Annotated in this window: 8 protein-coding genes and 1 pseudogene; 4 read left to right on the top strand and 5 right to left on the bottom strand. The window is 72.2% G+C overall.

The window, feature by feature from the left end; translation table 11 throughout:
- Positions 1 to 22 precede the first annotated feature (22 nt).
- The 3 genes from ACR9Y5_RS06455 (at position 23) to ACR9Y5_RS06445 (ending at position 4,814) form a co-directional block, all read left to right on the top strand.
- The gene (locus ACR9Y5_RS06455; protein ID WP_481297186.1) at positions 23 to 1,852 is read left to right on the top strand and encodes an ABC-F family ATP-binding cassette domain-containing protein; all 1,830 of its coding nucleotides are present in this window, start codon (positions 23 to 25) and stop codon (positions 1,850 to 1,852) included.
- A gap of 140 nt (positions 1,853 to 1,992) precedes the next feature.
- Positions 1,993 to 4,053 (top strand): AAA family ATPase, encoded by a 2,061-nt coding sequence (locus ACR9Y5_RS06450; protein ID WP_481297185.1) that lies wholly within the window; start codon positions 1,993 to 1,995, stop codon positions 4,051 to 4,053.
- 617 nt (positions 4,054 to 4,670) lie between these two features.
- Positions 4,671 to 4,814 carry a response regulator transcription factor gene (locus ACR9Y5_RS06445; protein ID WP_481299527.1) on the top strand — a complete coding sequence of 48 codons (144 nt, stop codon included), beginning with the start codon at positions 4,671 to 4,673 and terminating at the stop codon, positions 4,812 to 4,814.
- A gap of 637 nt (positions 4,815 to 5,451) precedes the next feature.
- Here ACR9Y5_RS06445 and ACR9Y5_RS06440 read toward each other — a convergent pair.
- The 5 genes and pseudogenes from ACR9Y5_RS06440 to rsmI form a co-directional block, all read right to left on the bottom strand.
- Positions 5,452 to 6,387 (bottom strand): 4-(cytidine 5'-diphospho)-2-C-methyl-D-erythritol kinase, encoded by a 936-nt coding sequence (locus tag ACR9Y5_RS06440; RefSeq protein WP_481297184.1) that lies wholly within the window; start codon positions 6,385 to 6,387, stop codon positions 5,452 to 5,454.
- A 52-nt stretch (positions 6,388 to 6,439) separates the two neighbouring features.
- Positions 6,440 to 7,303 carry a 16S rRNA (adenine(1518)-N(6)/adenine(1519)-N(6))-dimethyltransferase RsmA gene (gene rsmA / locus ACR9Y5_RS06435; RefSeq protein WP_481297183.1) on the bottom strand — a complete coding sequence of 288 codons (864 nt, stop codon included), beginning with the start codon at positions 7,301 to 7,303 and terminating at the stop codon, positions 6,440 to 6,442.
- On the bottom strand, positions 7,300 to 8,229 hold the full coding sequence (locus tag ACR9Y5_RS06430; protein ID WP_481297182.1) for a TatD family hydrolase: 930 nt from the start codon (positions 8,227 to 8,229) through the stop codon (positions 7,300 to 7,302). Before ACR9Y5_RS06430 ends, rsmA begins: the two co-directional genes overlap by 4 nt.
- Positions 8,226 to 9,813: pseudogene (gene metG / locus ACR9Y5_RS06425) on the bottom strand (methionine--tRNA ligase). Before metG ends, ACR9Y5_RS06430 begins: the two are co-directional and overlap by 4 nt.
- A gap of 41 nt (positions 9,814 to 9,854) precedes the next feature.
- Entirely contained in the window at positions 9,855 to 10,685 is an 831-nt protein-coding gene (rsmI, locus tag ACR9Y5_RS06420) for a 16S rRNA (cytidine(1402)-2'-O)-methyltransferase (protein WP_481297181.1), read from the bottom strand.
- 57 nt (positions 10,686 to 10,742) lie between these two features.
- Between rsmI and ACR9Y5_RS06415 the strand changes: the two genes are divergently transcribed.
- Positions 10,743 to 12,356 (top strand): dolichyl-phosphate-mannose--protein mannosyltransferase, encoded by a 1,614-nt coding sequence (locus ACR9Y5_RS06415; RefSeq protein WP_481297180.1) that lies wholly within the window; start codon positions 10,743 to 10,745, stop codon positions 12,354 to 12,356.
- The last annotated feature ends 32 nt before the right edge of the window (positions 12,357 to 12,388 follow it).

Genomic DNA, 12,388 nt, shown 5'->3' with positions numbered 1-12,388 from the left:
CCCCGGTAGGCTGGATGGTCTCATGGCTCACCTGCTCGGCGCGGAAGCGCTGCACCTGGAGTATCCGACGCGCACCGTGTTCGACTCCGTCACCCTCGGCATCTCGGAGGGCGACCGCATCGGCGTCGTCGGCCGCAACGGCGACGGCAAGTCGACCCTCCTGCAGCTGCTGGCCGGCCGGCTCGAACCCGATGCGGGCCGCGTCACGCGGCGCCGGGATGTCACGGTCGGGATGCTGGACCAGCGCGACGAGCTGCCGCCGCAGCTGACCGTGGGCCACGCCATCGTCGGCGACCGCGAGGAGCACCTGTGGGCGGGCGACCCCCGGGTGCGCGACGTGCTCGCCGGGCTCGTGTCGGACATCCGCTGGGATGCGACGATCGGCGAGCTCTCCGGCGGACAGCGCCGCCGGGTGGCCCTGGCCGCGCTGCTGGTGCACGACCACGACATCCTCTTCCTCGACGAGCCCACCAACCACCTCGACTTGGAGGGCGTCGCCTGGCTCGCGCAGCACCTGAAGGGCCGCTGGCCCACCGGCTCGGGCGCGCTCGTCGTGGTGACCCACGACCGCTGGTTCCTCGACGAGGTGTCGACGGCGACGTGGGAGGTGCACGACGGCATCGTCGAGCCGTTCGAGGGCGGGTACGCCGCCTACGTGCTGCAGCGGGTGGAGCGCGACCGGATGGCCTCGGTCGCCGAGACGAAGCGGCAGAACCTGATGCGGAAGGAGCTCGCCTGGCTGCGCCGTGGCGCCCCCGCACGCACGTCGAAGCCGAAGTTCCGGATGGATGCGGCGGCCGTGCTGATCGCCGACGAGCCGCCGCCGCGCGACACGGTCGAGCTCACCACACTCGCCACCTCCCGCCTGGGCAAGGACGTGGTGGACCTGCTCGACGTCTCGGCCTCCTATCCGCCCAAGACCGTGCTGCGCGACGTGGAGTGGCGGATCGCCCCCGGAGAGCGCACCGGCATCCTGGGCGTGAACGGGGCCGGCAAGTCCACCCTGCTGGGCCTCGTCGCCGGAACCGTCGAGCCGGACTCCGGGCGGGTGAAGCGCGGCAAGACCGTCCGCATCGCCACGCTGACGCAGCAGCTCAGCGAGCTGGACGACATCGCCGAGGAGCGCGTGAGCGCCGTCGTGGCGGGCAAGAAGTCCACCTACCTGGCCGGCGGCAAGGAGGTGTCGCCGGGGCAGCTGCTGGAGCGTCTGGGCTTCTCGAACGCGCAGCTCTCCACCCCGGTGAAGGACCTGTCGGGCGGTCAGAAGCGCCGCCTCCAGCTCCTGCTCATCCTCCTCGACGAGCCCAATGTGCTCATCCTGGACGAGCCGACGAACGACCTCGACACCGACATGCTGGCGGCGATGGAGGACCTGCTCGACTCGTGGCCCGGCACGCTGCTGGTCGTCTCGCACGACAGGTACCTGCTCGAGCGGGTCACCGACCAGCAGTACGCGGTCATGGATGGACGGCTGCGGCACCTGCCCGGCGGCATCGACGAGTACCTGCGGCTCCGGCGCGCGCAGAGCGCGGAGGGGCCGTCGAGCGGCGGCGGTCTGTCGGGAGCGGGCGACGCCTCCGCGACTTCCGCGTCGCCGTCCGCCGGCGCCGCCGCGGTGCCCGCCCTCTCGGGCGCGGCCCTGCGCTCGGCCGAGAAGGAGCTCTCGGCCCTCGACCGTCGGCTCGCCAAGGTCACCGACCAGGTCGCGGCGAAGCACGAGGAGCTGGCGCGGCACGACCAGAGCGACTACGTCGGCCTCGGCCGGCTGACCGAGGAGCTGCGCACCCTGGAGGGCGAGATCGCCGACCTCGAGACGCGCTGGCTGGAGCTCTCCGAGCAGCTCGAGGGCTGACCCGGCGCCGTGCACGGCGCCTCCTGCTGCGGGCCCGCACCCCCGGACTGGGGAACGAAAGCCCTCCGGTCGCTGTGCCATGATCCAGAGCATCGGTCGCTCACCCGACCCGACGCGGCCGATGGGGACGGGAGCGGCACGTGAGTGACCAGAAGCGGGCCGCGGACCAGCGGCCCCTGTTCGGCAGGGACCGCGCCAGGGAGACCATGCTCCTGGTGGCCCACCAGGCCCGCGAGCACGGCGGTGCGCTGCTCGTCGCCGGCGAGGCGGGCCTCGGCAAGACGGCCCTGCTGGCGGATGTGGCACAGCGCCTGGAGGGCTGGACGGTCCTCCGCGTCCACGCCGACTCGTTCGAATCCGACCTCGCCTACGCGACGGTCGAGACGCTCGTGCGCGGACTGAACGCGTTGCGCGCCACCGGCGCACGGGCGGGCTCGGCCACCCCCATCCGGCCGCCCGAGCCCGGGGACGACCCGCTCACCGTCGGGCGCTTCCTCCTCGACGCGATCGACGGTATCGACGGGCCCGTGTGCCTGATCATCGACGACGCGCAGTGGGTGGACGAGCCGTCGGCGCGCGCCCTGCGGTTCCTGACGCGGCGCCTCGTGGACCAGCGCTTCCTGTTCACGGCGGCCACGCGCCCGCAGCCCAACCGGATCACCGCGCTCTTCGACGACCTCGCCTCCACCACGGCGAACCACGCCCGGGTGGAGCTCACCCCGCTGACCGTGGGCGACACGCAGGAGCTCGCCCGCCACCTGCTGGGCCACCCGGTCTCGCGCCGAACGGCGACGCGCCTCACCGAGGCGACGCAGGGCTCGCCGCTGCTGCTCAGCGTGCTGCTGGGTCAGCTGCGTGAGACGTTCGCGCAGGCGCTGCATCCCGCCGGCTGGGATCTGCCCGCCACGGCCATCACGCCGCTCTCGACCGCGATCTCCGCGTCGCTCGAGGGCGCTCCCCCGTCCGTCCGCGTGGCGGCGGAGCTCGTCGCCGTGCTCCGGGACCCCCTCCCGCTGCCGCTCGTGGGCACCATCGCCGACCGGCTGGGCCTCGACATCGACGTCCACGGCGCGGTCGCGCGAGGGCTCGTGCTGGCCGAGACCCGGGACGGCGTGGTCCGCGTCGAACCGGCCCACGCCATCCTGGCCGACGCCCTCGCTGCGGGGGTGCCGCTGCACCGCCGGGTCGCCATCCACCGCGTCGCCGCCGAGGTGCTCTCCGGGCATCGCGCCCTCCGCCACCGGGTGGAGGCCGCGGACCGCACCGACCCCACACTGGTGGACGAGCTGCTCACCGCCGCCCTCGCCGTGTCCGACCTCGGTCAGGCCGAGCAGGCGCTCAGCTACGCGCGCTCGGCGGTGGACCTCGCCTCCGGAGCCGAGGCGGACCGGGCGCTCCGCGAACTCGGACTCATCGCCATGCGGTTCCGGATGCACGAGCGCATCCTGGAGCTGAGGCCCGCCTTCGAGGCGATGCCGCCGTCGCGGACCCGGGATGCCGTGCTGGTCGAACTGCGGACCCTCTCCGGCGACCTGCCCGGCGCCCTCGCCCTCGCGCTCGCGTTCGAGAAGCGACCCGCCCGGACGCCCGACGAGCGGGCGATCCGCGCGCACGTGGCGGAGGCGCTGCCCAAAGTGCTGATGGCGATGGGAGACTTCCCGGCGGTGCTCGACCACCTCGACGCGGCGCGACGTCACATCGCGGACAGCCCGGCCCCCGCCGAGGTGGCGGACCCGGCTCTGCGGTGGCTGGCCGCGCCGGTCGACGACCTGACGCGTCTGCTGGGCTGGTCGGTGATCTCGGCGGCGCACGCCCAGCGCCCCGACGTGTTCGTGCCGCTGGCGGCCGAACTCGACGAGCTGGTCGACGGCCACGAGTCCCCGCGGCGGTGGATGCGCTGGTCAGCCGCTCCCGCGTCTTCATCCTCGGCGGCGACATCGACCGTGCACGCGCCGACCTGTCGCGGGCGAACGACCTGGTGCGCCGCTTCCCGACCAGCTGGACGGCCGGCTTCGCGCGCACGATGTACGCGCACATCCTGTATCTGGTCGGCGAGTGGGAGGAGTCCGCCACGCTGGCGGACACCGCCGTCGCACTCGCGCTCGACGAGACGGACCTCTCCTGCTGGCCGATCGCCCTCTGGACGTCGGCCCTGGTCCGCGCCGGACGCGGAGAAGCGGAGGCGGTCGACGAGCGGCTGAGCGCCGCGGCGCAGGCCGACCCGCGGATCACCGGATCGTACGACGGCGACCTGCCGTACCTGGCACGCGCAGAGCTCGCCCGCGCGCTCGGCCGGCCGTCCGAGCAGCTGGCCGCCGCCGAGCAGGCGGAGGCCGCCGCCTCACGCGGCTCGACGCTCGGCTGGCTGACCTACCGGGTCGACGCGCTCGCGGCGCTCGGCCGAGCCGACGAGGCGCGCGCGGCCTATGACCGGTGCGCCGCGCCCGGCGCGTGGCGTCCCTACTACGGGTCGCTGCGCTGGCTGGAGGGACGGACCCTCGAAGCGGAGGGACGTGCGCCGGAGGCGCTCACCGCGTACCGCGCGGCCGTCGAGGAGCCGGGTGCGGACCGCTTCCCGTTCCCTCGTGCGGTCGCCGCGCTGGACGCGGGCCGGCTCGCCGGCTCCCGCGGGGAGAGGGCCGCGGGTCGTGCGCTGCTCGAGTCGGCCGCGGCCACATTCCGTGCGCTCGGAGCCTCGGGCTACCTGGCCCGCTGCCTGCACCTGCTCGAAGAGGCCGCGGTCGAGTCGTCGGCCGTCGACCCGCTCGCCGGCCTCACCACCCGGGAGCGCCAGGTGGCCCACGCGCTCGCCGCCGGCATGACCAACAAGGAGATCGCGGAGCGGCTGTACGTGTCGGTGACGACCGTCAACTTCCACGTGCGCAACATCCTCTCCAAGCTGGGCCTGCGGTCACGCCGCGACCTGCGGACGCTGGCGAAGAGGAGACCCGTCAAATCTTGACGGTTTCGTCCGCCGGACTGGGAGTGTCGCCAAGGCCCTCGCTAGTGTGATGACACCTGGGATGCCCGGCCCAGCAGGCGGAAACGCTTCCCGACATCGACGAATCGTCTCAACCCGACGTCGGCTGCGGCCGGGCATCGTCAGGGGAGGTCTTTCGGGGGGCGGTCGGAGGTCCGGCGGGCTTGCGTCGGAGATCCGGTGGCTTGCGTCGGAGATCCGGCCGATCCGGGCGCGGAACTCCTTCTGCAACGCCTTCCGTCGGAGATCCGGTGGCTTGCGTCGGAGATCCGGCCGATCCGGGCGCGGAACTCCTTCTGCAACGCCTTCCGTCGGAGATTTGGGGCCTCCTTTCCGCCGTTCCACAATCAGCGCCGCCCGACGACTCTCCACAGATCCGCCGGACTCGTGCCGTCGGTCGCCCCGCCGCTGGAAGGCTGGGCGCATGCTCCTCGACACCAGCCCCAGCGCATTCTTCCGTCCCGACGCCACCGACCGACACGTCGCAAGCCCGACCTCCGGCCGCCCCCGCTCAGTCGCTCGACATGCGTCAGCCGCCCACGACGCGTCAGCCGCCCACGACGCGTCAGCGGTCCACGACGCGTCAGCCGCCCACGAGGCGTCAGCCGCCCACGACGCGTCAGTCGTTCAGGATGCGCGCCCCGTGCACTGGCCCGGTGGCCCGCACAGCGCGCACCCGCGCCGCGCTGAGCGCGATCTGCAGGTCGAGCGCCGAGTCGAGGTCGGCCGCCAGGAACGCGACCGTCGGGCCCGATCCGGACACGATTCCGGCCAGCGCCCCGTTCGTCTCGCCCAGCTCGATCACCTGGGCGATCTCGGGCACGAGGTGGATGGCCGGCGCTTGCAGGTCGTTGGTGAGCGCTTCTGCGAGCATCGCCGGGTCGCCGGCACGCAAGGCCTGCAGTACCGCGGAGTCGACGCTCGGGGTGAGCTGGGCCGGGGCGATGTCGCGCGCGTGGCGCTCCCGGTGGCGGTCGAGCTCGCTGTAGACGAGCGGGGTGCTCAGCTGGCCCTCCGGGAGCGCGAGCACCCAGTGGAACTGGCCCGTCGCGAGGGCCGGGCTCAGGCGATCGCCGCGGCCCGTGCCGATGGCCGTGCCGCCGACGAGCGCGAACGGCACGTCGGCGCCGAGCCGGGCCGCCAGCGCGAGCAGTTCCTCGCGCCCGACGTCGGTTCCCCAGAGCGCGTCGCATGCGACGAGCGCAGCCGCCGCATCCGCGGACCCTCCGCCCATGCCGCCCGCGACGGGCACGTGCTTGTCGATCTCCAGGTGGACGCCCCCGCTGAAGCCGGTGCGCTTGGCCAGGAGCCGGGCGGCCTTGAGCGCCAGGTTGGAGTCGTCGAGCGGCAGGCCACTGGTGTCGATGCTGCCGCCGAAGACGACCGAGAAGCTGTCCGCCGGGTACGCGCGGACGTCCTCGTACAGCGAGACCGCCTGGTAGGCCGTGGCGACGTCGTGGTAGCCGTCCTCCATGACGGCGCCGACGCGCATGAAGACGTTGATCTTGCCGGGAGCGCGAACGTGCACGCTGTCAACGTCCCACCCGTCCACCATGCTTCCAACCTACACACCCGGCGGCCCGGCTGCTGGGCGCGCGCCGAGTGCCTTACGCGGCGTGCGGCGCGACGGGGACGGAAGCCAGGCGTGCGAAGTCGGCGAGGGCGAGCTGCTCCCCGCGGAGGCTCGGGTCGAGGCCCGCCGCCTGGAGGGCTGTGGCCGCGGAGGTCGGGTCGCCGAAGACGGGTGCCAGCGCCTGGCGGAGGGTCTTCCTGCGCTGCTGGAAGGCGGCGTCCACCAGGGCGAAGGTGCGCAGCCGCAGGGCCTCGTCACCCGGTTGCTCGTCGTGGCGCTCGAAGGCCACCAGCACCGAGTCGACGTTCGGGACCGGCCAGAAGACCTGCCGGCTCACCGCGCCCGCGGTGCGCCAGGCGCCATACCAGGCGGCCTTCACGCTGGGCGCGCCGTAGATCTTCGAGCCGGGCACCGCCGCGATGCGGTGGCCGACCTCGGCCTGGACCATCACGACCCCCGATCGCAGGCTGGGGAAGTGCTCGAGGAAGTGCAGGAGCACGGGCACCGACACGTTGTACGGCAGGTTCGCCACCAGGCGGACGGGGTCGGCCGGCAGCTCGGTGATCTGCAGGGCGTCGCGATGCACGACGGTCAGGCGGTCTGCGGCGTCCGGGGCGAGCTGCTCCACGGTCTTCGGGAGCTGCTCGGCCAGGCGGCCGTCGATCTCCACGGCGATCACGTCGGCGTCGGCTTCGAGCAGGCCGAGGGTGAGGGAGCCGAGGCCCGGGCCGATCTCGACGACCCGGTCGCCGGGCTGCACCTCGGCGACGCGGACGATGCGGCGCACGGTGTTCGCGTCGATGACGAAGTTCTGGCCGAGCTTTTTCGTGGGGGTGACGTCGAGCAGTTCGGCGAGGTCGCGGATCTCGGCCGGGCCGAGCAGCCGGAGCTCGCTCACGCGATGATCCCGATGGGCCGGGTGGGCGGCGGTCCGACCGGCTCGCTGTCCCAGCGGCCGTAGACGAGCTCGGTGTTGGAGTTGATCTGGGCGGCGAGGGTGGAGGCGTCGGTGACGAGCACTTCTGCCATGGCGCGGAGGGTGTGCGGCATGAGGTAAGGAGCGTTGGGCCGGCCGCGGAACGGAGTCGGGGTGAGGAACGGCGCATCAGTCTCGACCATGATCAGGTGGCGCGGCGCGACGGCCAGCGCCTCCCGCAGGTTCGGTGCGTTCTTGAACGTGACGGTGCCCGCGAACGACATGTACCAACCGTTCTCGGCGCAGATGCGGGCGAGCTCGACGTCGCCGGAGAAGCAGTGGAAGACGGTCCGCTCCGGGGCGCCGACACGCTTGAGGGTGGCGACGACGGCGGCGTGCGCGTCCCGGTCGTGGATCTGCAGGGCGAGGTCGTTCTGCTTGGCGATCTCGATGTGCGCCTCGAACGAGCGGAACTGCGCATCCCGCCGCGGCCCCTCCTCGGTGCGGAAGAAGTCGAGACCCGTCTCGCCCACGGCGCGCACCCGGGGGCGTCCGGCCAGCTCTGCGATGACGGCCAGCGCGTCGTGCAGCTCGCCGCGCTCCTCGTAGTCGGGCGCGTCGTTCGGGTGCAGCGCGACCGCGGCCAGCATGCGCGGCTCGATCGCGGCCATCTCCGCCGACCAGCGGGACGTCTCCACGTCGTTCCCGACCTGCACGACGCCGCGCACACCGACGCTGGACGCGCGGTCGAGCTGCTCCCGGTAGTCGAGCGGCTCCGCGCCGTCGGCCATCTCGAGGTGCGTGTGGTTGTCGTACACGGGGACCGTCAGCGCCTCGGGCAGTGGCGGGTAGGCCAGGTCGCGGCCGTCGGTGACGTGCCGCTGGCGGACGAACGACGGGTCCGTCATACCGCGGCGACCGCCTCCGCATCGATCCGCGGGAACAGCGCGGCGAGGCCGTTGACCTCGGTGCCGGCGGGCAGGCGCCCAGTCCCCCGCGGTGCGCAGGGGCTGCGCCGTGAGCGCTCCCAGCTCGCCCTCGACGCCGAGCGCCTCCCACAGCTTCGCCGTGGCGACCGGGACTACCGGCGACAGCAGGACGGCGAGCGCGCGCAGCCCCTCGGCCGCCGTGTACAGCACGGTGCCCAGCCGCTCGCGCTGCGTCTCGTCCTTCGCCAGCGTCCACGGCTCCTGCTCCGTGATGTACCCGTTCAGCTCGTCGACGATGCGCCAGATCGCCGTGAGGGCGTCGTGGATCGCCAGGCGCGAGATCGCGGCGTCCGCGTCGGACGCTGCCGTGCGGACCACCTCCTGCACGTGCCGGTCGACGTCCTGGTACGCGGCCGCCGGGGGCACGATGCCCTCGAAGTACCGGGTGACCATCGCGACGACGCGCGACGCGAGGTTGCCGAAGCCGTTCGCGAGCTCGGCCTGGTACCGCGCCGCGAGATCCTCCCAGCTGAAGGAGCCGTCCTGGCCGAAGTTGATGGCGCGCATGAAGTAGTAGCGGAACGCGTCGGACCCGAACGTGTCGGTGATCTGCGTCGGGGCGATGCCGGTCAGCTTGGACTTGGACATCTTCTCGCCGCCGACGAGCAGCCAGCCGTGGCCGAACACCCGCTTCGGCACCTCGAGGCCCGCGGCCATCAGCATCGCCGGCCAGATGACCGCGTGGAAACGCAGGATGTCTTTGCCGACCAGGTGGTTCGCCGGCCAGCGGCGTGCGAACTCCTCGTCGTCCTGCCCGTAGCCGACCGCGGTGATGTAGTTCAGCAGCGCGTCGAACCAGACGTACACGACGTGCGACTCGTCCCACGGCACCTTGATGCCCCAGTCGAAGCTCGACCGCGAGATGGAGAGGTCGCTGAGGCCCTGGCGCACGAAGCTGACCACCTCGTTGCGCGCCGACTCGGGCTGCACGAAGTCCGGGCGCTCCTCGTAGAGCGCCAGCAGGCGGTCGGCGAACTGGCTCATGCGGAAGAAGTAGTTCTTCTCCTGCAGCAGCTCCAGCGGCTTCGAGTGGATGGCGCACACCTTCTGGCCCTCGTACTCGCCGGTGCCGTCGACGATCTCGCTCTGCGGCTTGAACTCCTCGCAGCCCACGCAGTAGAGCGCCTCGTACTCGCCGGCGTAGATGTAGCCGTCGTCGTAGAGCTTCTGCAGGAACTTCTGGACGTTGACCTCGTGCCGCTCGTCGGTGGTGCGGATGAAGTCGTCGTTGGCGATGTCGATGGTCTCGAGCAGCGGCAGCCACTCCTCGGTGACGAGCTTGTCGGCCCACGCCTTGGGCGTCGTGCCGTTGGCCGTCGCGGTGCGAAGGATCTTCTGGCCGTGCTCGTCGGTGCCCGTGAGCAGCCACGTGTCGTCGCCGGCCTGGCGGTGCCAGCGGGCCAGCACGTCGGCCGCGACCTCCGTGTAGGCATGCCCGATGTGCGGGACATCATTCACGTAGAAGATCGGCGTGGTGATGTAGAAGGAGGAGCCGTCGGACATGGTGACTATCCTACGGGCGCGCGGGCGCGCGATCCCTCGTGTTACTCCGCCTGTGGAGAACGTGCCGCCAGGGCCGCCTGATAGAGGTCGCGCTTGCCCAGTCCGGTCGCGTCGGCGACCTCCGCGGCCGCGTCCTTGAGCCGGATCCCTGCCGCCACCAGCGCGAGAACCTGCGCGACCGCGGTCTCCGGGTCGGCCTCCCGGGCCGGCGCCCCTCCCACCACGACGACGATCTCGCCGCGCACGCCCTCCGCCGCCCACGCCGCCAGCTCGGCGGCCGTCCCGCGCTTGACCTCCTCGTAGAGCTTCGTCAGCTCCCGGCAGACCACCGCGCGGCGGTCGTCGCCGAACACCGTCGCGAGATCGGCGAGCGAGCCCGCCAACCGGTTCGGGGACTCGAAGAAGACCATCGTGCGCGGTTCGGCGGCGAGCGCCCGCAGGGCGGACAGCCGCTCCCCCTGCTTGCGCGGCAGGAAGCCCTCGAATGTGAACCGGTCGGTGGGCAGCCCCGCGACGGCGAGCGCCGTCAGCACCGCGGACGGCCCGGGGAGCGCCGTGACGCCGACGCCCGCGGCGGCGGCCGTCTCCACGAGGTGGAAGCCCGGGTCGGAGACCGTCGGCATCCCGGCGTCGGAGAGCAGCACCACATCCTGGTCGCGCGCCAGCTCCACCAGTTCGGCGGCCCGGTCGCGCTCGTTGTGGTCGTGCAGCGCGATGAGCCGCGGCCGGTTCTCGACGCCGAGCCCGGCGAGCAGGCGCTGGGCGACGCGCGTGTCCTCCGCGGCGACGACGGTGGCGGAGCCGAGCACCTCCACGAGCCTCCGGGAGGCGTCGCCCAGATTGCCGATCGGGGTCGCCGCGAGGATGATCATGGCTCTTAGTCTGTCAGCCGAAAGGCGACACGGAGGCTGCGCCCCTAGCATGGCTGGGTGACTTCCGCTCCTGCCACCGACGTCGCTGCCGTGCACCGCGCCCCGGAGCGCTCCGGCACCCGCCTCGACGACTGGTGGGCGCGCGTCCTCCGCACCCCCGCCCGGCTGCGGGTCTGGTATTGGGGCGCCCCGATCGGCGTGACGCTGCTGGCGGCGGTGCTCCGGCTCTGGAACCTCGGGCAGCCGCACTCGCTCGTGTTCGACGAGACCTTCTACGTGAAGGACTCGTGGACCCTCTGGAACCTGGGCTACGAGGGCAGCTGGCCCGACAAGGCGGACCCGCGCTTCGCCGCCGGCCAGACGCAGATCTTCTCGTCCGATCCGTCGTTCGTCGCGCATCCACCGCTCGGCAAGTGGCTGATCGGGCTCGGCATGGCCGCCACCGGCCCGGACAACTCGTTCGGCTGGCGCGTCTCCACGGCGATCGCCGGCACGCTCGCGGTGCTGCTCGTCTTCCTGATCGCCCGGATGCTGTTCCGGTCGACGATGATCGCCACGATCGCCGGTTTCCTGTTCGCGATCGACGGCCACGCGATCGTGATGAGCCGGGTGGCGCTGCTCGACGGGTTCGTGATGTTCTTCGCCCTGCTGGCGTTCGGCTGCATCCTTCTCGACCGGAAATGGGCGGCGGACCGGCTGGCGGCGCGGGTCGCCGCCGAGCGCGCGAGCGGCCGCGACCCGGCGTGGGGTCCGGTGCTGTGGTGGCGTCCGTGGCTGATCGCCGCCGGCATCCTGTGCGGACTGTGCGCGGGCGTCAAGTGGACGGGCTTCTACTTCCTCGCGTTCTTCGCCGTCTACACGGTGCTGGTGGATGCGCTGGGCCGCCGCCGGGCGGGCCTGCCCTTCTACGTCAGCGGTTCGCTGCTCAAGCAGGCGCCCGCGACCTTCGTGCTGATGGTCCCGCTCGCCTTCGTCGCCTACGTGGCCACCTGGGCCGGCTGGATCGTCACGGGCGACGGCTACTACCGGCACTGGGCGCAGTCGGTTCACCTGCAGTGGACCGGCGCGCTCTCGTGGGTGCCGTTGTGGGTGCAGAACCTCTGGCACTACCAGACCGAGATGTACAACTACAGCATCAACCTGCACACACCGCATCCGTACCAGTCGAACCCGCTGACGTGGACGCTGATGCTGCGGCCGACGAGCATGTACTACGTCGGATCGACGCAGGGGCAGAACGGATGCACGTCCTCGTCGTGCTCGGCGGCGATCACGTCGCTCGGCAACCCGCTGATCTGGTGGGCGGGCACTGCGGCGATCCTGTTCCTGCTGTACTGGCTCGTCCGCACGCGGGACTGGCGCATCGGCCTCATCCTGACCGGACTCGCGGCGGGCTACCTGCCGTGGTGGCTGTACATGGGCCGCACGATCTTCACCTTCTACTCGATCGCGTTCGAGCCCTACCTGATCCTGGCACTCACCGCCGTCATCGCGCTGATCCTGGGCAGCCGACATGATCCGGCGCGGAGACGGCGGCGCGGCATCGCAGTGACCGGCGTGTACCTGGCCGCCTGCACGGTGGTGAGCGTCTTCTTCTGGCCGATCTGGACCGGCCAGCAGGTGCCGTTCTGGTTCTGGCAGATCCACATGTGGCTGCCCAGCTGGGTGTGACGCGACGGCCGCACGCACTGGGCGGTGTCGGA

This window comes from Leifsonia sp. KNZ13-11D (assembly GCF_056754895.1).
Note: the sequence above shows the minus strand (reverse complement) of the source record. Positions and strands in the feature narration are given on the sequence as shown.